A 20955-nucleotide genomic window follows, 5' to 3' on the forward strand; every position below is an offset into this window, starting at 1 on the left:
GAAAATCAATAAAATATTTAGCCGAAATGAAAAAAAAATCTACTTTTGCAAAAGTTCCCAATTGATGAAACGCATTTTAAAACAAAAATTAACTAAGTAATAAGGCTTAGATTTTGATATGTTTAAAAATTTTGATGAAAAAATAAAAGGATTTTTATTTGTAATAATTCTCCCTTTCCTGCTTTTTTTTATGTCCTATTACGGGTTTGAGACTTCCTATGTAGTCGGAATCAAATCATGGGAAAAAGCACCGGACTTTATGTTCTCCTCGGTTTACGCTTATCGTGTTATCCCGAATTTCCTGAGTGTACATGTTACGGATACAGTAACTTTTATCGTGAATAATTATCTGCCTTTTGCAAAAAGTTTTCTTTTGAAGCAGGGTTCTTTATTTTATCACAGTACTTTTCTCATCAATGTTTTCTTTTTTCTCCTAACTTCGGTTGTTTTAAATAAAATTTTAAAACTAAAACCTGTTGAACTTCTTTTAAACCAAAAGATAAGACGAATGGTTCATTTGATTGCGATATTTTTTGTTGTGATCATGCAATATGTTCCTACAAATTGTGACTGCGTTGCGATGTTTTTTTATGTTTGGGGAATGTTTTTTACCTTAAAATACATGGAGAACAGAAAACCGACAGATTTGATAGGTTTAAGTATTATCATTTTTATTTCAACATTTGTTCGAGAAACGGCTTGTCTTAATATTGCATTTTTTGCTGCGGTTTTTATTGATTTTGAGAATTTGAAGAAAAGAAATTTCACCTTTGTGAAAGAAATTATCTTTTTGGTAATTGCTTTTGTGTTGCCTTATATTAGTTTAAGGTTGATTATTCAGCAACATGCTTCTTTTGTGGAAGGAATTTATTTGGTTAAAAATTTTACAAGTCCTTATAATTTGACGGGACTTTTATTTGGAATATTGAGTATCTATTTCAGTTATAATTTTTCTGATGAGGTCGGAAAAATGATGATCAGGAAATATTTATTTTTCTCTTTGCCTTATCTTATAATGATTACTTTAGTAGGGCTTTTTTGGGAGACAAGATTATTTATGCCTCTTATTCTTACAGGAATTGTAATGGCGTCTTTTCAATTTAAAAATATCATATCCAAGAGATGAGTTTATTACACCCATATTATATTTTTGCGATTATATACATGCTGATTTTCAGTTATCAGGAAGTTTTTCATGGTAAGGTTGAAAAAAAATGGCTTTGGTTCTTAGGCATATATCTTATTATAATTGCGGGGCTTCGAGGTGATGTAGGACCGGATTATGGAAGTTACAGAGGGATTTATATTTATTCTGATACGAAAGATTATGTGTCGCTGATTATGAAAGGGTTTGGTATGCAAGGACCACAACCGATTGAAGTGGAATGGCTATATGTTCTTATCAATAAAATCCTGTTGAATGTTTTTAATGCGCCATTTTATATACTCACTTTTGTTATTGCAATTCTGGCGATCTATTTTAAGGTGGAATATACGGATGATAATACATTTTATCCTTTTACGTTCATGCTTTTTATGTTCATTCCCGGATTTTTTATTGGAGAAAGTGGACAGATTCGGCAGAATTTAGGTTCTTTCATCGCATATTTTGGAATAAGATATATTAAAGAGCGGAAACTTTTAGCCTATCTTTTATGTATCTATCTTGCTGCAGGTATTCACACTGTTTGTTATGCCTTTTTACCGATGTATTGGCTGGTAAGAATTCCACTGAATAAATTTGTAATGCTTATTATGATCATTACTTCCGTGTTTTTATCGCCCTTTGAAGTGTATAGAGTGTTTGGTGATTTTATGACAAGTATAGCATCAGATAGTACACTTTCTATAGGTTTCAACGGATATATGGATGAATCTGTGGAACGACTCAACGGAGCAATTGGTATCCCGGAAGTGATGATGGCAATTCTCACATTTTTTCTCTTTACCTTTGATGATAAAATGAAGGAGAAGTTTCCGTATTACGAGTATCACAGAGCGTATGTTGTAATCGGGATCTGTTTTTATTTTATTTTTAGAAATAATCCGATTTTCTCTTCCAGATTGGCGGGAGCATTTATTGGTTTTGCATATATTATTATTCCTAATGCAATGTATGTGGTTTCTTCAAATACGAAAAAATCAATTTATTCTTTTATGATTGCATTAACGATTTTCAACTTTGTAGTATTCTCTAGCTTCAGGAATATTGTCAATGGAAGATTTACATGGGATCTTTATAACAATCATATTTTACCGTAAAGAATTAAAAGTTAAAAAATATACAAAAAAGACAATGTTGATAAGCATTGTCTTTTTTTTGTGATATGTTATTTAGCATATCTATAAAACTATCAGATTATTAAAATTAATTCAAATTGAGCTTGCTCATAAAAAAGATCTGAAAAAATGCTGTATTTTCGCAAAACCTAAGTTTGAAAATGAAATTCTCGCATGCATAATTCAAAAATTTTGTTTTATAAGTTGTAATATGAACTTAATTTAAGGTTATTTATAAAATAAATTGATTTTTTTTAACAAGGGTTTAAAAGTTGTATTTATTGTAATGCGCACAAAGTCAACGATATGAAAAAATCAATTAAAAATTTAGCGGCAATCTTATATTGCCTAGTCTCGCATGGGATCTATGCCAAAGATGTTGTAGAAATAAAGAAACCAGATCATTTTGAAGTATCAAAAAAAGTATATTTTAAAAATTCAGATTCTTTAATTAAACCTTTAAGTATAGATAAAAAACAAAGCAGTGATAATGCAAAATCTGCTGTTTCTCAAGAAGGAAATGCCTTAAATGGTTCATCGAAACTCCTAGTTCCGGACTGGACAAAAGCTCCTAACAGCTATATCTTTGACCCCAGCCAAAATAGTGACGGTCTTTACATTCCTGTAAAAAAAGCTTACGTAATGTGGGGCTTGGATAAATACATGGGTGGAACGCCAATTCCTAACGGGAAAATTACGGCAGATGTTTTATGGGAAGATGTTCATGGGTTGATAAAATCTGGTACAAATTATGCTTTGGAAGTTTTAGATTTTGGGCAGAATGCAAAAATTAAAGTTCCTGTCAATAAAGCAAAAGAAGGTAATGCGGTTATTGCTTTTAGGGTAGATGGCGAAATTTATTGGTCTTGGCATGTTTGGGTTACGGATGATCCTTCCAATGGTTCAAAATATAAAAGTTATCCTAACGTAAAAAGGCAAAGATCAGATGGAACTGTTGAGACGATTCCCGATGCAGATTGGGGTTGGATGGATAGAAATTTGGGTGCAGTAGGAGGTTCTATCACAGCTAATGAATGGAACAGAAACGGAGGGCTTCTTTATCAGTGGGGAAGAAAAGATCCTATTCCGCCTTTGGTGTACAGAGGAAATGACTTTTATGAAGTTTCAGGATCACTCGGAAGAATAAGACATCGTGGTGCAAAAAACTTTACGAATGCTATCAATTTTGATAATTTGAGAAAATTTGTTCTTCTTTCAAATGCTACAGTTGTTAATAATCTTAGGCTTTCGATAAAAAATCCTTTAAGTTTAATTTACGTCAATAAAGATGATAATTCAGGGATTGCTTATTACAATAATAATGCAAACTTGATGGTGAATTGGTTTGGTAAAATTCCGGGTGTAAGTGATAGTCAGTTGCCTGAACTTAATCTTTGGTCTGATAACTCTATAGGAAGAATTAATACTAATTATAATGACGATACTTCTGCTCAGCCTTACAGAAGCAAATCTTCATATGATCCTTGTCCGAACGGATGGAGAATACCTTCTGCTCTGGTTGCAAATCTGGCTTCTTCAACGTATGTGGATGATATAAGAGTAGATTATTCGCCTTTCGGAGTGAGAACAAATATGGCTAAAAATGTTTTTGAAGCTAATAATTATCACAAAATAAAGCCGACAGATTCTGGAGTTCCAAGTTTTATGACCAATTTTAAACTGTATCCTAATTTTGGTTTTGATCTTTCTAATGCAGGAGGTTTTAATATGGGAGTTTTTCCGGGAACGGGAGCGATTGTTTTTAATGCGCATCAAGGACAATATACAGATCAGCATCAAACAACGTTGTGGACGGCAACAATGGCAAGACATTTTGATTCGACTCCGGCAGTTGGTGCAAGAACATTATTTATGATTCCAGATAAAATGCAATCGGACGTTCCGGATTCAAATTATCCTAATGTTTTAGGGAGATACTGGTATTTTCCTCTTGGAAGTAATTCTACGACGGATGCGGCAGGTTGCAGATGTATAAAAGATCCTCTGTATGTAGTGAATGATTATGATTTCCCGACAGAATATCTTGTTCCTGAAACGGAATATCGTGAAGGTCTTAATAATCCGAATACGTATCAGGTTGTAAAAAATACCGCAGCTTTTACTATTGATATTCCTGTGAGTAAAGCTTTTTCAGTTCAAAGCCAACTTTTGAATAATAAAGAAATTTTAAATACAACAAGTTTTAATAATCTTAAAGCAAATATTCTCTGGACGACAAATACTGGCTTGGTTAATAATGTTACAGTTGTTAATCCTTCGCCAAGTTCTTTAGGAGCAATTTCATCTTCAAAAATTTTAGTTACCATTAATCCAAATCAAAGCGGAAATGCTGTAATTACTTTGCATAACGGAAGTGTTTCAAACCCTGTTTACTGGTCATGGCACATTTGGGTGACAGATACTGCAGTAGGGTCTGTTAATTATACGACAGAATTACCTGTGACATCGGTGACTAATTATGTGAATTATGTTCCAAAAGCGGATAATGTTTTTCAGACGGAATTTATGGATAGAAATTTGGGAGCAACTGATGCTTTTCCTGTTGTGGCAAATCCATTAACGCCAACTGCGGCTGAACTGGCAAAAATTAAAGCTTCTACAGGAATGCATTATCAATGGGGAAGAAAAGATCCGATTCCGGTTTTCCAATATGCGGATGACAGAGCTTCTTATCTTGTTTATTTAGGCAGTGTTACGGCGAGCGGAACGGCAACTTATACTACGCTTCCTTTTGCTACTTATAATGATTTAGCGGGAAATTATATTGTACCTTACAATACATATACAAATTCTTCAAATGCAAATGTGTTGGCAGCGGATAAAGCTTCGGACAAAATCGCAAAAGTTTTATCGTATTCGGTAAAAAATCCTTTGGTTTATATGATTCCGAGTACTTTCGCTACTTATAACAGCGCAACTCCAGTCTATACGAACGGAACAGACTGGTTGGCAAATGAGCCCAATTTAGCGCCTGACAGATGGGGTAGAGGTGGAAAAAAATCACCTTTCGATCCATGTCCTGAAGGTTGGAGAATCCCGGATCTTACAGGTGTTGCAATTGCTTCCGGACAAGATTTCGGATTGACACCTTGGTATAAAAAAGATAAAAATGCAGCGACTTCATACAGTGTTATTAATGATTATTTGGGATTAAGAGTAAGAAGAAGTGCTTCTGCAAGTTATACAATCGGTTATACTTACAATGATTCTTCATACAGAACGGGAAATTATCCGAATTCAGGATCCCGTGGTTTCAGAAGTGTGACAGCGAATCAAACAGCTACGGGAACTTTTAATACAATTAATTATCAATATCCCGGAATTTGGACGGCAGCGTTGAACTCAAATTATATGGGAAGACCAATCAATATTTTGTTTGATGCCGCTTCTACAGCCAACAGAATGATTGCTTTCCATGATAATAATGATCCTTATTTCGGGATGAGCTGTCGTTGTGTGAAAATAAAATACGATGCAAACGGAAACGAAGAAGGGGTAATTCCGAGGCTTCAGGTTACTTCTTTACCCACAGCAAAACCGGCGTCCGTTTTAACGGCAAAAGTAGTTCAAGATTTTGTAAAAGAAGATAAAATTTCATTCTTCCCGAATCCTGTAAAAGATGAATTGCATATTCAGGCGAGAGAGAATAAAGATGGTTATTATTATCAGGTTTACAATATGTCTGGTCAGCTTGTAAAATCAGGTAAATTTGAAAATGGAAAAACTAATCTTTCTTCTTTAATTTCTGGAGCTTATTTATTGAGAATTAATGATTCTAAAGAAATTGTAAAAATTATCAAAGAATAATTTAGAGATTTAATAAATAGCTAAAGAGAAATAAAACGGCAATTAAGTTAAAATCATTATTTTTGAACCCTAAAATGATGAAAACAAACTGAAAACTGTTTTGTTTCTCTTTTTTTGTTCCAAATTTTAAACACACTATGAGGCTAGAGAAGATTGTACAGTACTTTAATATCAAGATTTTTATATATATTCTTATTGCAGTTACGGCTGTTTATACTCTTGCTTTTACCTATCATTACAATTTAAAAGACGACGGATATATTTTGGCAGATTGGCTCATTAATTATCAGGATGGTGGGTTCAAAAGGAGAGGTTTGTCTGGAAGTTTCTTTTTTCTTTTGCAGGATTTAACGCATATCAGACTTAATTATCTGGTGTATTTTTTCCAGTTTTTAATTATTTCAGGATTTTTTTGGCTATACACAAAACTGATTCGTTATAAAGTCGCAGATTTATTGTATTTATCACTTTTATTATCATCAATTGGTTTTGTAGGGCTTTTGAATACAGTGACTTATGTCGGAAAAAAAGAATTTATTGTCTTTCTTTTATTTACATGGTTTGCGTATCTTTTAGATAATGATAAACTCACAAAAAACAAAGAATATATTTTCTGTATTGCACTTTGTGTAACGACTTTTCTACATGAAGTAGTATTATTTTACGTTCCTTATTTTGCCATTGCATTATATTTAAAAACAGGCAAATTTGAATTTAAAAGATATATCAAATACTTTCTGTCAGTTGGAATTCCAACGCTTTTAATTTTAAAATTCGGGAAGAACGTTAACGAAGGAATGTCACTTCAAATCCTTTGTGAAAGAGGTGTTCATCCTACATACGGCATCTTCTATTGGAATATTAATGAAAGAGATTATATCAAAGAACATCTTAATGAATATCTTTTATACTTTATCAGTTTAGCTTTCAGTATTTTTCATTTGACTTATTATTTAAAATTTCTAAAATACAAAAAGATTTTATCTATTTTATTGATTGGAGCCTTTCTCTTCTCTTTTCCTTTATTTTATCTGGCAATCGATTGGGGAAGATGGATGTATATTCATATGATGCTTATTATCGTACTTTTTGCTTTATTATTAAAGAAGGATAGCTCTGTATATACGTTTGAACCAATTGTGATTAACCGAAAATTTTACATTACCCTATTCATTATTATTTTCTCATTATTATATAGAGTAGAGATGTCCGGAAAGGGCTTTACATTCGAAGGAATCTTATATAGAACCTTCATTGCACCATTAGAATTATTAAATAAAATGTAATTCCAAAACCTATCTAATAAAAAAACTTTACTTTTGCAAAAATTTTAGAATGTCGAAAAATTTAGTAATCGTCGAGTCACCGGCAAAGGCAAAAACTATTCAGAAGTATTTAGGTAAGGATTTCGAAGTGAAATCCAGTTTCGGACATATTCGGGATTTGCCTAAAAAAGGAATGGGGATTGACCTTGGAACTTTCACACCGGATTACGAAGTTTCTGCCGACAAAAAGAAATTAGTAACAGAGCTAAAGGCCGCTGTAAAGAAAGCCGAAATGGTTTGGCTAGCTTCCGATGAAGACCGTGAAGGAGAAGCTATTGCATGGCACTTGGCGGAAGAACTGAAACTAAAGCCGGAAAACAGAAAAAGAATTGTTTTCCACGAGATTACTAAAAATGCCATTCTAAAATCTATTGAAAATCCCAGAGATATTGATCAAAACTTAGTAAATGCTCAACAAGCGAGAAGAGTTTTAGACAGAATCGTAGGTTTCGAAATGTCTCCGGTTCTTTGGAAAAAAGTGAAGCCGGGATTATCTGCAGGAAGAGTACAGTCAGTCGCAGTAAGATTAATTGTTGAAAGAGAAAAAGAGATCAGAGAGTTTACTCCAAAAGCAAGTTTCAAGCTTGACGGAATTTTCTTAAACAAAACCGAGCAGGAAATTGCTGCCAAACTTAAAAAAGACTTCGAAAAAGAAGAAGACGCAGAAAAATTCTTAGAATTAGCAAAAACGACTGAGTTTAAAATTCTGAATGTTGAAACAAAACCGGGAACACGTTCTGCATCTGCACCTTTTACAACTTCTACCTTACAGCAGGAAGCTTCTTCAAGACTGGGATATAATGTAACCAATACAATGCGTCTTGCACAAAGATTGTATGAAGAAGGATACATTACATACATGAGAACAGACTCGGTAAACCTTTCCCAAGAAGCGATTGAAGGGGCTAAAAAACAAATTACTTCAGAATACGGAGCAGAATATTCTTCACCAAGAAATTACACTACAAAATCTGCATCTGCACAGGAAGCTCACGAAGCAATTCGTCCGACTGATTTTGCAGTAACAAGCATTGGAGATGTTCAGTTAAACAGATTATATCAGTTAATTTACAGAAGAACACTGGCTTCTCAGATGTCAAATGCTAAAATCGAGAAGACTGTAATCGAAATAGGAAATCCAAAACTTCCTCAAAATTTTGAAGCTCAAGGTGAAGTAATCATCTTTGAAGGGTTCTTAAAAGCTTACGGAATTGTAAAAACTGATGAAGATGATGAAGAAAGCAACGAAAAATTACTTCCAAAAGTAAATGTTGGAGAAGTTTTAGACTATAAAAAAATTACTGCAACAGAAAAATTCACAAGACCAAGCGCAAGATATACGGAAGCCGGTCTGGTTAGAAAATTAGAAGAATTGGGAATCGGTCGTCCATCAACTTATGCGCCGACAATTCAGACTATTCAAAACCGTGAATATGTTGATAAAAGAGAGATCGATCCACACACAAGAGAAGTGGTAAAGATGTCTTTGGTAAAAGATAAAATAAAAAAAGAAGTCCTTGACGAGAAATTCGGAGGGGATAAAAATAAATTCGTTCCTACAGACACAGGTGAAGTAGTGAGCAATTTCTTGACGGATAATTTCAAAGAAATTCTGGATTATGGTTTCACGGCAAGAGTTGAAGGAAGTTTCGACGAAATTGCGAATGGTGAACAGAAGTGGAAAGAAATGATGACAGATTTCTACTCGAAATTCCATCCGAGAATTGAAGATGTAGAAGAAAATGCAGAAAGAGCGACAGGGGACAGACTTTTAGGAGTTGATCCGAAAACTGGTAAAAATGTTCACGCGAGAATTGGAAGATTCGGAGCGATGATTCAGATTGGGGAAACGGAAGATGAAGAAAAGCCGGTTTTTGCTTCGTTAATGGCTGGACAGAATATTGCGACGATTACTTTTGAAGAAGCGCTGGAATTATTCAAGCTTCCTTTTGATTTAAATGAAGTTGACGGGCAAACTGTTTCTGTCGGAGTCGGAAGATTTGGACCTTATGTGAAATGGGGTGAAACCTACATCAGTATTCCAAAAGGTGAAGATCCACTTTCTGTAGATCAAAAACGTGCGGAAGAAATTATCAATGAAAAGAAAGTGGCAGATGCTCCGATTGCGACATACAAAGGAGAGCCTGTAACAAAAGGAACAGGAAGATTCGGTCCTTTCATTAAGTATCAAAGTATTTTCGTGAATGTTCCGAAGAGATATGATTTTGAAAATCTTTCTCAAAGTGATATCAACGAATTGATTGATGCAAAGCTTGAAAAAGAAGCCAACCGATATATCCAACAATGGGAAAAAGAAAAAATCTCCATTGAAAACGGAAGATGGGGACCATTTGTGAAATTCGGGAAAGCAATGTTCAAAATTCCGAAAAAAGCTGATGATACAAAATATGAAGGCGAAGAGCTGAAAGATATTTCTCTTGATGAGGTTAAAAAATGGATTACTGACCAAGATCCGAAAGCTTTTGCAGAGAAAAAGAAACCTGCGGCGAAGAAAGCTACTACAACTAAAAAGACTACCGCGACTGCGAAAAAGCCTGCGTCTAAGAAACCAGCAGCGAAAAAATAAGAATTTTAATAATATAGAAAGCACAGATTTTTGTCTGTGCTTTTTTATTGGTTAGATATGACAAATCTGCAATATCAAGTTATTTAATCTATTTCATCGGGTAAGTTTGAGTTTTCTTTTGCTCCCATACTTAAAAGATATTCGACTATATCATTATTTTCTCCACCTCTTGCCGCATCTAATGGCGACATTCCATTGTAACCAATTCCGTTGACGTCAATACCTTCTTCCAATAATCGTTTAACTTGATCAATATGACCATAATAGCACATTTCAAGTAACTCCCATATTTTATCTTGTTTTTCCAATTTAATTAGTTTTAAGTTTTTGCATAATACTTGGCGTTAATAGGTAATCTCGCAAAGTAATGTTTATCCCATATTTTCTACCAAATGTTTTATTTGGAACTTATTCAAATGCTTTTTGAGTTTTGTTAAATCGAAATATATTTCATCGGGATTAGAAAACCCTTGACAAATTGTGAAAGAAGGAGCGTGTATTCCTAGTTCTTTGTAAGCAAGAAATTTATGATGCCCGTCAAGTAAAAAAAGTGCGGAGTCCCATTCTACATATTCATTAACTTTGTCAAAAGTTAGTTTGTCTTCTATATATGATTTGTAAATTGTGATAATAAATGGGCGTTTTCCCTGAATTATCTCATTCTTATAAAATTCAATTCGTTCCTGATTAATAGATTTTGCTAATTGCGTAGCTATAGTGAAAGAGCTTCGATAATTATAATACCATTCAGAGGTAAAAAGTAGAACGTCATCTTCGTTTTCATTTATGAACGTTTTTTCAGTAGAAGCTAGTTGAGGAAATACTAAATGTTCATCAAAATTTTTATTTTCTGAACCTTTCGAATAATTAAGAAAGTATAAGCCATTTTCTAAAATATTAAAAAGAGGCTGAAAATCAATCAATAAACTTTGTAGATTCTCTGAATAGTCTTTATAAGTGTGAGTGTTCAATTCATTTGTTAAGCTAATAAAGGTATCATCTTTTGTTCCCAACAGTGTCGAATATCTACCCATAGTGCTTTCGCAGTCACTCCAATCCAAAACTACGGGTTTATCAATTTCTAAATAAGAACCAATTTCGGTAAGACCAATTTTTATTATGTTTCTGCTGTTTTTATTTATTATCCACATTTTTGATAAAAATTATCGAAACTACTGTTTCATATTTCTGGTAATTCAAATGTATTGATTATCACTTAATCTAATTCATTGTGTCTGATCAATTTATTCAGTCCCGTTTTTGAAATTCCATATTGTACATTAATGCTTTGCTTTCACTTTTGATATATTTTTCATCCATTTAATAGCCTCCTTCATAGGCTCTTCATCTTTTGAGAATGCCGTATTATGTCCTAATGTTGGAAATAATTTATATTCATAACGTTTGCCTTTGGATTTTAATGTATTAAGATGCTCAATTGATAAATTCACGGGAACCTGAATGTCTTTTCCTCCAAAAATCCATAATCCAGGAATTGATAATTTGGAGAGAACACCTACTGGATCTGTGTCTGTAAATTCGTATTTATCAGGATCGGTCATTGTATGTTTACGCGCGTCTTCTTCTGTATGCGTGTCCCAAAAGCTTGCATTTCCGTTGGTGTAAAACTGAAATCGCAGTTGTTCTTTCACGGTTATAAGCGCTCCACTGAAAATAGTCATAAATTTGACTTTCTTGTTTTTCTCTGCAGTCAACGGAATGATCCATCCAGCTTGGCTTCCGCCAATTAAACCTATTGGGATTTGATTGTTTGATAGGTATTTAGATAATACATTCACTGCAGCACTTGCATCCAAAGATAAAAGATTAAGATTCGTAGAGTCAACATTGTTTGTTCCAACTTCGGGTCCGGCATAAATCCCGGCAGATTCTCCGACACCACGTTTGTCATAAGTTAAAACAGCAATACCATTTTTAGCCAATAGTGTTGCAAATTCCGTCATCCTTTTTTCCTGTCCAGATCCGTGAATAATTACAACAGCTGCAGAAATATGATCAGGTTTAAAAATTGTTCCGGAAAGTGAGTCTCCTTCGCTTAGAAATTTTATATTTTTAGTTGTAAAGTTTGGAGGGATTGCTAAAATATGACCAACAGTACTAAAGAGAAATAATATCAAAAGAATATTTCTGCAAAATTGTTTTGTATTTACATTACTTTTATCAGCCAATTTATTTATAGTTTTCATTTTAGTTATTTATTTCTATAAGTGTAGTAAAGTCTTGTGTTTGTTACATTGCATATAATATGTTTCCTATTATTAATCAGTTAAATATAATTTTTCCTAATCCATTTAAAAGTATTCTTTAATCATAAAATCAAGCATCAAACCACAGGACACTCCATTATGATGATTATTCTAAATTAGCTTGAAAATTAAACTCAATGAGCGCATCAAAAAATTTCACCCGCAAAGAATTTCTACAAACTTCAGCTTTAGGAATTGCAGCTGTGTTTTTTGGCTCATCATTTACAAGTTTATTATCTCCAGAAGACAAACCTTACTTTAATTTAAAACCAATCGGGCGACAATTTTCTTTGGACGGATATTATATTTGGTGCAGTTCTCCGATTTGGGGTGAAGACGGAAAAGTTCATCTTTTTTATTCCAGATGGAAAAAAGAGAAAGGAATGGGAGGTTGGCTCAACGGCTCAGAAATTTGTCGTGCTGAAGCAAATTCTCCATTTGATAAATTCGAACATAAACAAATTATTCTTACGCCAAGAGGTGAGGGTTTTTGGGATGCAACAACCTGTCATAATCCTTTAATTAAAAAAGTTGGAAAAGAATATTTGCTTTTTTTCATGGGAACTTCCAACGGAAAAACAAATACCAAAAGAATCGGATTGGCAACTTCGAAAAGTCTTGACGGAGAATGGACAAGACCTGATCAACCTTTGCTTCTTCCTGGAAAAGAAGGTTCTTGGGACGATCATTGCACGACAAATCCGGCTTTTGTAAAAGGAAATGACGGAAAATACTGGCTGTTTTATAAATCCTGGAATACTCACGAGTACGAAACTCAGAAAGGACCAATCCGAGGAAACAGAAAATATGGTTTGGCGAAGTCAAATTCTCCGTTCGGACCTTATGAGAAAGTCTCTGAAAATCCTGTGATAGATTTTTCATCGTTGCCAAATAATGTTCAGCTGGAAGATGCTTTTGTCTGGAAACAAAAAGGTAAATTTCACATGGTCGCTCGTGACATGGGATTTTTTAATCATGAATATGGTTTGCATTTAACCACAAAGGATGGAATTCACTGGACAAAACCTGAAATTGCCTATCTTAATATGAAAAGCTACATCACAGAACCAACTCCGCCAAAAAATTTAAACAGATTCGGAAGATTGGAGCGTCCAATGCTTTTATTGGATAAAGATGGAGAAACTCCTAAGTTTTTATTTGGTGCAACTCAAGGTGGGGAATTTGAGACTTCTACGACTTTTGTTTTTGAGATTTTGAAGTCTTGAAAAGAAATAATTTAAAATATTTATACAAACCGTTAACAATTTGTTGACGGTTTTTTATTGACAAAAAATATGACATAAGTTTAAGTTAATGAGGTTTTTTGTATGTTTGCTGAAATATATTTTGATGAAGAGGATTTGTACTTTTATACTATTGTTTTGTATTATTTTTTGCTTTTCACAAAAAATGGAATACCCAGAAGCAAAAGAAGGCTTTAAGAAAGTAGAATTTAAATTACCTATAAAAGATAATTATAAGGATTATAAGGTAGAAATTTTTGTGACTTTTATGACAAAAGCTACAAAATGTGATGCAGCTAGTTCAACGGTAAATTTAGAAAGAGGATATTTGCTTCCAGGTAGATATGTTTATTATGAAGTGAAGAATAAGAATATAGAAACTGTAGTTATGACGAATAGTAATTGCGGTGAAAAAATAGATAAGAAAGTATATAATTATCCTTTATTTGAAGAGTATAGATCTGAATCTCCTTACATCTGTTATATTCCAAAAGATATGAAGATTGAGTATAGAATTTGGAAAGTTGAACCGAAATATATTGTAGTTGAATAACTTAGAGTACTATAAATGAATTTTGAAGATTTTATCATATCCCCAAGAAATTTCAAGACCGAAAACTGGCAAATCGGACATCAGATCACGAAAGATATAAAGGAAGACAGTATTGTTCTTCTGTTTGTTTCGGATTACAGAGGCGCGAATGGAGATGCAGAAGTGCAGGATTTCACGAATGTCAGAAAAGAATTTTACAAACTTTCACAGCTGGATTTTGAAATTCCGATTGTAGATTTGGGAGATTTGGTTTCGGGGAAATCCGTTCAGGATTCTCATTATATTTTGCAAGAGGTTTTGTCGGCATGTCATTATAAAAGAGCTCTTCCGGTGATTGTCGGAGGTTCTAATGATTTTGCTTTTTCACTTTTTTCAGCTCTGAATTTCCACACGAAAAATATTAATTATACTCAAATCAGCAATATTATTTCATTGAAGCAGGGAGAAGTAATTAATGAACAGACTTTTTTAAGTAAAATGTTCGGGACGAAAAATTTCTCCATTAAAAATTATCATCATTTAGGATATCAGAAGCATTTAAATGAAGCCGATTCGGTGAGATTAATTAAAGAAGTTGAGTTTGATATTATCCGTTTAGCAGAAATGATGAATTCCACAGAAAAAACGGAACCTTTCTTTAGAAAAGCAGATCTTGTGACAGTAAATTGCGATGCGATTGAAAGCTTCAGCGAGCCATTTTCTATGAATCCGCAGGTAAATGGATTGAATAGGAGAGAAGTTTGTGCTTACATGAAAGAAATAGGACTAAGTGAAAATCTGAAATCTGTAGGAATTTTTAATTATAACATTTACTCCGAAAATCAATTAAATCATCAACTTTTGGCACAAATGATATGGTACCTGATTGAAGGAATCAATATTCAGAGATCCCATCCGAAAGAAAGACATTATGAAGTATTTTATGTGTTGGTTGATGACAGAGAATATGCTTTCAAGCGGGATAGTTTCAGCAATCTTTGGTACTTCGGGGATGATGAAAATATAGAAAACTGTATTCCCTGTTCGAGGAAAGATTTTGATGAAGCCAAAAAAGGCTGGCTGAATGCACGACTGACGAAAATTTAATGTATGACAAACGTTCCCTCAAAAGTTTCCATCATTGTTCCTATTTATAATGTCGAGAATTATTTAGCAAAATGTCTTGATTCTCTGATTAGTCAGACGTATCAAAATATTGAAATTCTGGTTGTAAATGATGGAAGTAAAGATAATTCTGAGCAGATTATTCAGGAGTATGCTCAAAAATATACTGAAAAGATTAAACCTTTTAACAAAGAAAATGGCGGTTTAAGCGATGCCCGAAACTTCGGAATTGACAGAGCAACCGGAGATTATATAGGTTTTGTAGACAGTGACGATTACGTAAGTCCAACGATGTTTGAAGAAATGGTAAGTCTTTCAGAAAAACATCACGCAAAAATGGTGATTTGTAACATTCAAAAAGTAGATCAAAATGGAAATGTGACACAAAAATTGACACAGATTCCAAATATGCCTGAAAAAATTGATCTTGAAGCTCATTTTTCGGTTTTTTCAGATCTGAGTTATTTTGCCTGTAATAAATTATTTAGCAGAGAACTTTTTGATGGGAAAAGATTTAAAAAAGGTGCTCATTTTGAAGATATTCAATTAATTCCACAGCTTTTATTGGAATGTGAAACAATTGCTCAAACGCAGAATTTTCATTATCAGTATTTAGAACGTACAGATTCTATCACAAAAACTCACACAGAAAAAGGTCTTGATATTTTGAAAGCAGTGGAAGATGTTGAAAATATTTTTAAAAAATCTCATTATTCAAATAAAAGTAAAGAATTGAAAAACTTTCAGATTTTTGAGGGCGTTTATTCTTTTCTGGCGTATTTAGCGTTTGTTAAAGAAGAGGAAACTTTTTATGAAATGTCTGAAAAATTAGAGTTATTCATAAAAAAAAGAGGAATAAAATTGAAAGATATATTAAAGTATAATCGTTTTGATAAGAATTATCTGTTATCTTTGCCACTGAAAAAAAAGATATTTTATCTGTTGTTTTTTGCGGGGCAAAAGAAACTGATAAGAAAATTAGTTTAAACACAAATGTAAGTACTATGGTTTCAGTATTGTAGAGTATTGATATTTAAATCTTTGCAACGTCGGCGAAACTTTTCTTTTAATTAAAGATATAAAGTACTTGATCAGAAAAAATGAAGAATTTTGAATTGTTCTTAACTCACTCAGGCATACCTATTTTTTACGTAAAAATAGGACTGGGGTTTTTGTTCTCTTTTTTAATCACATTTTTCTCCGTTCCTACTATTATTAAAATTTCCAGAAGGAAAAACTTAATGGATGAACCGGGCGTGAGAAGTTCACATCTGCGAAAAATTCCCAATCTTGGCGGAATCGCTGTTTTTTACTCGATAGGAATATGCGCGTCGGTATTTGCTTACGAACTTTTTGATCTTTACAAATTCTTGTTTGCATCACTTATTATTCTCCTTTACATTGGTGTAATGGATGATATTGTAGTGATGAGAGCTTATAAAAAACTCGTGGCGCAGATTATTGTTTCATCATTGATCGTTATTGGCTCGGATATTAGGATCAGAAGTCTTTTCGGGATCTTTGGGATTTATGAAATGAGCTATTTTGTAAGTATTTTATTCAGTATCATTACTTTTATTATCCTTATTAACGCATTTAATCTTATTGACGGAATTGACGGTCTTGCCGGAGGTTATTCTGTGATCTGCAGTGCGCTTTTTGGGATAAGCTATTATAGATTAGGTGAATATAATTATCCTTTGGTTGTTTTATCAGTCATAATAATCGGAGCAGTTCTGGCATTTTTATATTACAATTTATCAAATTACAGGACGAATAAGATTTTTATGGGAGACACGGGTTCAATGCTTTTGGGCTTTTTGCTTGCCTTCACCTCTATCTGTTTTATTGATATTTTTATTGATAAAAAACTTCCCGATGTTCCAAGGTATCATTTGCAATCCGCACCCGTGGTTGCTGTTGCCATTCTGATCTTGCCGATCGTAGATACTTTGAATGTGATCATCATAAGAATTCTTAATAAAAAATCGCCTTTTGACGCAGACAAAAACCATATACATCATAAATTATTAAAGCTGAATCTTACACACAGAAGATCTAGTTTTTATATTATTATGTATTATCTTTTTATAGTTACGGTAGCTTATTATTTTAGACATATAAATGTAAATCTTTTATTATTTGTTATAGTTTTCCTTGGTTTTTTGGGAGCTTACATACCTGATTTCGTTTATCTTTTAAAGAATAATAAAAAGACTATCAATTAAATCTTTATTTTTGCAAACAACTTGAAAAATATGATGAAGAATTTTAAGCATTTATTCCTTTTAGCATTACCACTTTTGGTTACAACTTCTTGTGTCACAACAAAAGATGTTCGATATATGCAGCCAAACGAAAGTCTTGTTATTAATGAAGAAGGTTTAGTTCCCTATAATATTCCCGTTTATAGAATTACTAAGAATGATATTTTAAACCTTAATATTGTTACGACTCCAAAAGGAGATGCGGCGCAATTTTATTCTTCTTTAAATACGTCTGGTTCTGCAGTAGCTCCCACTACCAATGCTGTTGCAGGTGGAGGAGCAGGTGTTGGAAGTGGTGGCGGATCTGGAGGGAATGGCGGAAATGTTGTTTTTTACTTTAATGGTTTAAAAGTGGATTCCAACGGTGATATTAACGTTTTTGGCATTGGATTTATTAAGGCTGAAGGAAAAACGATTGACGAAGTTAGCAAAGAGATTCAGGATAAAGTAAACGAAAATTTCCAGGAAGGTAAGTCTGAAGTAAGATTAAATACCAATGGAATTACTTTCTATGTTTTAGGAGACGTAGAAACAACAGGTGTTACAGGTGAAAAAGTGGTTCATAAAAATACGCTTACAATTACTGAAGCATTGTCTATCAGTGGAGGATTGAACAGAACTGTTGACAGAAAAAATATCGTCGTTCACAGAAAACTTCCGGAAGGAATCAAAATAGCAAGAATAGATCTTACTCGTGAAGATGTGATGAATTCACCTTATTATTATGTGCAAAATGGTGATGAAATTTATCTGAATACAAGAGCGAAAAGCTTGAACGGATTCGGAAAAGATCCTATTCAGACATTAATTAGCGGAGTGTCTGTAATTACTACAGCATTATCAGTTTATCTACTTTTAAAAAACCTTTAATATCATGATTCCAGGAAAAGATACTACGGTAGAGAAGGTTGATTCTCAAAAGGAAAAATTCGGTTCTTTCGCTCTGTTTGATATTGAACATTTTTTAAGAAGAGTTTTAAGGAATTGGTATTGGTTTGTTTTAATGCTTTTTATAGGCTACGGCATCTCTTGGGTGTATAGCAAATATTACGCACAAAATATATATGCTTCCAATTTATCTTTAAGCATTTCTAATAATACATCAAGCTATTTTACACCCAACCAGTCAATTAATTTCATTTGGGGACAAGGTGGAAATCAAGATGGTGTTTATTTGAAAAAAATGCTTTTGTCGAGAACACATAATGAGTTTTTGGTAAAAGAACTAGATCTTTTTGTAAATTATTCTACAAAAGGAGTTATAAAATCTACTTATTTAGATAAAGATGATTCTCCTGTTTTTCTACAGGTTGATAGAAAGCATGGTCAACAAATCAACTATCCAATCACTTTGGTTCCAAAAAGTGCAAATACTTATGAAGTTGTTTTGCCTGAAGACGGACAATCAACAAGTTTGTATAGCTATGATTCAGAAGGGTTTTTAAATATTAATCCTTTTGAAAGACCGGCAAATAAAACGATAAAAGTAGGAGAGTGGTATACTTCCCCGAATTTAAGATTCAGGCTAATAAAGAATTACATAGAGCCAAAGATAAAATTATCAAATATTATTGTTAATCTAAGTACGGTTAATCAGTCTGTAAATGATATTGTTTCTACGATAGGAGTAGAGTTTGATAAAGAAATTAATACCATTATGATTATTACTAAAAAAGGGTATAATCTTAATAGTACGGTTAATTTCCTAAACATGTCTGTAAGTCAGTTGCAGAAAAGAAGACTTGCAGATAAGATAACAGTTGATAAAAATACTGATGTTTATTTAAAGGATAATCTCGATAAAATCAGAAAAAAATTAGATTCAAGTGCGAATGTCTTGAATTATATGAAAACAACCGAGAAGCTTTATGATATTAAAGATAGGGACGAAAAATCTTTAACTCAAATTAAAGATCTTGAAGCTAAAAAAGCTGATATTGAAAGTAAAATCAGTTCTTTAAATCAAATAAAACAAAGTCTTGAAGCTCAAAATTTTGAAAAAATGATCAGTACATCAGCGGCTGGTTTTCAGGATGGATTGTTTTCAGCTTCGGTTTCAGAATTAAAAGCATTATATCTTAAAAGAAGAGAAATGGCTTTAATTTACAAACCGAACTCTGAGCCAATGAAAGAGATCAACAGATTGATTGATGAAGCTAAAGTGAGTTCAAATGGTGCTTTAAGAAACTATTATACAGGTTATTATTCTGAAATTAATAAAATTAACCAAAAAGTTGGTGATGCGAATGCAGAATTAGCTACATACCCTGAAAAGCAAAGAAGATATTTGGATGCAGAAAGGGGTTACAATATGATTGAGGCAACGTATAACAGCTTATTGGGAAGACAGAATGATACGCAGATGAGAATGGCTGCAAATCAGTCTGACATAAGTGTGATTGACCCTGCGAAAAATGTCGGACAGCCACCAATCGGACCAAATGTACAGGCTACAAAAGCAAGTATTATCGGAGGTTTATTAATCTTACCGTTGCTATTTATTTTAATTGGAGAACTGCTAGACAGTAAGATCAGAAATATTAAAGAATTGCTTAATGCAACAAAAATTCCTCTGCTTGGAGTTATTGGGAACAACAATCACGAAAATATGCTTACGGTTCTTGATCAGCCTAAATCTTCAGTTTCAGAAGCGTTTAGAGGAATTAGAGCTAATGTAAGATTCTTGTCGGGTGAAAACGGAGGTAGTAAGGTCATTTTGGTAACATCATCTATTGGTGGTGAAGGAAAAACTTATGTTTCGATCAACTTGGCGTCGGTTCTTGGTTTAAGTGATAAAAAGACGATTCTTTTAGGGATGGACTTAAGAAAACCGAAGATTTTCGGGGATTTTAAAATTGATAATAAGTACGGAATTTCAAATTATCTTACAGGTGAAGTAGAAATGAGCCAGATTATCAACAAAACGAGAATTCCGAATCTTGATGTGGCTACTTCAGGACCAATTCCGCCGAATCCTTCAGAACTTTTAATGAGCGAAAGAAATATTAAGTTCATTGAAGATCTTAAAAAACAGTATGATTTTATCATTATCGATTCGCCGCCGGTAGGTTTAGTTGCAGATTCTTATGAATTAATGAAATATTCTGATGCAAATATTTATGTTGTTCGTCATGAATACACAGAGAAGTATATGCTGAAAATGATTACTGAGAAATATCATAATAATGAAATCAGTCACTTAGGACTTGTCTATAATGACTATAATACGAAGCAGGGATATGGTTATGGATACGGTTATGGCTATGGTTACGGCTACGGTTATGGCTATTTTGATGAGGATAAAAACTACAAAGAACCATTATTAATAAGAATTAGGAATAAAGTACAGTCAATATTCAATAAAAAATAATACATTTAGGCCCTCATTTAATGGGGGTTTATTATATAATGATAATTTTGATTCTATTAAAAAAAGAATAATTTAGCGAGTTTATCGTTTACTTTATAACAAATTATGTTTTTTTGTTTATTTTTAACTA

15 protein-coding genes are annotated in these 20955 nt (G+C 33.0%); 12 read left to right on the top strand and 3 right to left on the bottom strand.

All coding sequences use genetic code 11. The annotated features are described in order from the left end of the window. The first annotated feature begins 190 nt into the window (after positions 1-190). From ABD940_RS19040 to topA, 5 genes are all read left to right on the top strand, one after another. Positions 191-1126: a hypothetical protein gene (locus tag ABD940_RS19040; RefSeq protein WP_345207457.1), complete on the top strand. Its 936-nt coding sequence runs from the start codon at positions 191-193 to the stop codon at positions 1124-1126. Next, positions 1123-2262 carry an EpsG family protein gene (locus tag ABD940_RS19045; protein WP_345207459.1) on the top strand — a complete coding sequence of 380 codons (1140 nt, stop codon included), beginning with the start codon at positions 1123-1125 and terminating at the stop codon, positions 2260-2262. Before ABD940_RS19040 ends, ABD940_RS19045 begins: the two co-directional genes overlap by 4 nt. Positions 2263-2586: 324 nt before the next feature. Next, positions 2587-6108: a T9SS type A sorting domain-containing protein gene (locus ABD940_RS19050; RefSeq protein ID WP_345207461.1), complete on the top strand. Its 3522-nt coding sequence runs from the start codon at positions 2587-2589 to the stop codon at positions 6106-6108. A 137-nt stretch (positions 6109-6245) separates the two neighbouring features. Then, complete coding sequence (locus ABD940_RS19055; protein WP_345207463.1) at positions 6246-7394, top strand: hypothetical protein; 1149 nt, start codon at positions 6246-6248, stop codon at positions 7392-7394. 49 nt (positions 7395-7443) lie between these two features. Continuing rightward, positions 7444-10020 (top strand): type I DNA topoisomerase, encoded by a 2577-nt coding sequence (gene topA / locus ABD940_RS19060; protein WP_345207465.1) that lies wholly within the window; start codon positions 7444-7446, stop codon positions 10018-10020. Positions 10021-10103: 83 nt separating this feature from the next. Here topA and ABD940_RS19065 read toward each other — a convergent pair whose 3' ends face one another. The 3 genes from ABD940_RS19065 to ABD940_RS19075 form a co-directional block, all read right to left on the bottom strand. Further along, positions 10104-10292 carry an ankyrin repeat domain-containing protein gene (locus tag ABD940_RS19065; protein WP_345207509.1) on the bottom strand — a complete coding sequence of 63 codons (189 nt, stop codon included), beginning with the start codon at positions 10290-10292 and terminating at the stop codon, positions 10104-10106. Positions 10293-10391: 99 nt separating this feature from the next. Further along, entirely contained in the window at positions 10392-11171 is a 780-nt protein-coding gene (locus ABD940_RS19070; protein WP_345207467.1) for a hypothetical protein, read from the bottom strand. Between the two features lie 129 nt (positions 11172-11300). Continuing rightward, positions 11301-12227, bottom strand: coding sequence for an alpha/beta hydrolase family protein (locus tag ABD940_RS19075; RefSeq protein WP_345207469.1), 927 nt, complete (start codon positions 12225-12227; stop codon positions 11301-11303). Between the two features lie 197 nt (positions 12228-12424). Here ABD940_RS19075 and ABD940_RS19080 point away from each other — a divergent pair, with 197 nt between their 5' ends. The 7 genes from ABD940_RS19080 (at position 12425) to ABD940_RS19110 (ending at position 20825) form a co-directional block, all read left to right on the top strand. After that, positions 12425-13513 (top strand): glycoside hydrolase family protein, encoded by a 1089-nt coding sequence (locus ABD940_RS19080; RefSeq protein ID WP_345207471.1) that lies wholly within the window; start codon positions 12425-12427, stop codon positions 13511-13513. Between the two features lie 184 nt (positions 13514-13697). Continuing rightward, complete coding sequence (locus ABD940_RS19085; RefSeq protein ID WP_345207473.1) at positions 13698-14084, top strand: ecotin family protein; 387 nt, start codon at positions 13698-13700, stop codon at positions 14082-14084. Between the two features lie 15 nt (positions 14085-14099). Further along, on the top strand, positions 14100-15170 hold the full coding sequence (locus tag ABD940_RS19090; protein WP_345207474.1) for a formimidoylglutamase: 1071 nt from the start codon (positions 14100-14102) through the stop codon (positions 15168-15170). 3 nt (positions 15171-15173) lie between these two features. Then, positions 15174-16175 carry a glycosyltransferase family 2 protein gene (locus ABD940_RS19095; protein ID WP_345207476.1) on the top strand — a complete coding sequence of 334 codons (1002 nt, stop codon included), beginning with the start codon at positions 15174-15176 and terminating at the stop codon, positions 16173-16175. Between the two features lie 113 nt (positions 16176-16288). Further along, the gene (locus ABD940_RS19100; RefSeq protein WP_345207478.1) at positions 16289-17416 is read left to right on the top strand and encodes a glycosyltransferase family 4 protein; all 1128 of its coding nucleotides are present in this window, start codon (positions 16289-16291) and stop codon (positions 17414-17416) included. Between the two features lie 33 nt (positions 17417-17449). Beyond that, positions 17450-18325: a polysaccharide biosynthesis/export family protein gene (locus ABD940_RS19105; protein ID WP_425550374.1), complete on the top strand. Its 876-nt coding sequence runs from the start codon at positions 17450-17452 to the stop codon at positions 18323-18325. 4 nt (positions 18326-18329) lie between these two features. Continuing rightward, entirely contained in the window at positions 18330-20825 is a 2496-nt protein-coding gene (locus ABD940_RS19110) for an exopolysaccharide transport family protein (protein ID WP_345207483.1), read from the top strand. The last annotated feature ends 130 nt before the right edge of the window (positions 20826-20955 follow it).

This window comes from Chryseobacterium ginsengisoli (assembly GCF_039542325.1).
GTDB lineage: Bacteria > Bacteroidota > Bacteroidia > Flavobacteriales > Weeksellaceae > Chryseobacterium > Chryseobacterium ginsengisoli.

What these genes read in the sequence shown, in the direction of transcription:
- ABD940_RS19040 (WP_345207457.1), top strand. Translation starts at nt 191, where the DNA reads ATGTCCTATTACGGGTTTGAGACTTCCTATGTAGTCGGAATCAAATCA.
- ABD940_RS19045 (WP_345207459.1), top strand. Translation starts at nt 1,123, where the DNA reads ATGAGTTTATTACACCCATATTATATTTTTGCGATTATATACATGCTG.
- ABD940_RS19050 (WP_345207461.1), top strand. Translation starts at nt 2,587, where the DNA reads ATGAAAAAATCAATTAAAAATTTAGCGGCAATCTTATATTGCCTAGTC.
- ABD940_RS19055 (WP_345207463.1), top strand. Translation starts at nt 6,246, where the DNA reads ATGAGGCTAGAGAAGATTGTACAGTACTTTAATATCAAGATTTTTATA.
- topA (WP_345207465.1), top strand. Translation starts at nt 7,444, where the DNA reads ATGTCGAAAAATTTAGTAATCGTCGAGTCACCGGCAAAGGCAAAAACT.
- ABD940_RS19065 (WP_345207509.1), bottom strand. Translation starts at nt 10,292, where the DNA reads ATGTGCTATTATGGTCATATTGATCAAGTTAAACGATTATTGGAAGAA.
- ABD940_RS19070 (WP_345207467.1), bottom strand. Translation starts at nt 11,171, where the DNA reads ATGTGGATAATAAATAAAAACAGCAGAAACATAATAAAAATTGGTCTT.
- ABD940_RS19075 (WP_345207469.1), bottom strand. Translation starts at nt 12,227, where the DNA reads ATGAAAACTATAAATAAATTGGCTGATAAAAGTAATGTAAATACAAAA.
- ABD940_RS19080 (WP_345207471.1), top strand. Translation starts at nt 12,425, where the DNA reads ATGAGCGCATCAAAAAATTTCACCCGCAAAGAATTTCTACAAACTTCA.
- ABD940_RS19085 (WP_345207473.1), top strand. Translation starts at nt 13,698, where the DNA reads ATGGAATACCCAGAAGCAAAAGAAGGCTTTAAGAAAGTAGAATTTAAA.
- ABD940_RS19090 (WP_345207474.1), top strand. Translation starts at nt 14,100, where the DNA reads ATGAATTTTGAAGATTTTATCATATCCCCAAGAAATTTCAAGACCGAA.
- ABD940_RS19095 (WP_345207476.1), top strand. Translation starts at nt 15,174, where the DNA reads ATGACAAACGTTCCCTCAAAAGTTTCCATCATTGTTCCTATTTATAAT.
- ABD940_RS19100 (WP_345207478.1), top strand. Translation starts at nt 16,289, where the DNA reads ATGAAGAATTTTGAATTGTTCTTAACTCACTCAGGCATACCTATTTTT.
- ABD940_RS19105 (WP_425550374.1), top strand. Translation starts at nt 17,450, where the DNA reads ATGAAGAATTTTAAGCATTTATTCCTTTTAGCATTACCACTTTTGGTT.
- ABD940_RS19110 (WP_345207483.1), top strand. Translation starts at nt 18,330, where the DNA reads ATGATTCCAGGAAAAGATACTACGGTAGAGAAGGTTGATTCTCAAAAG.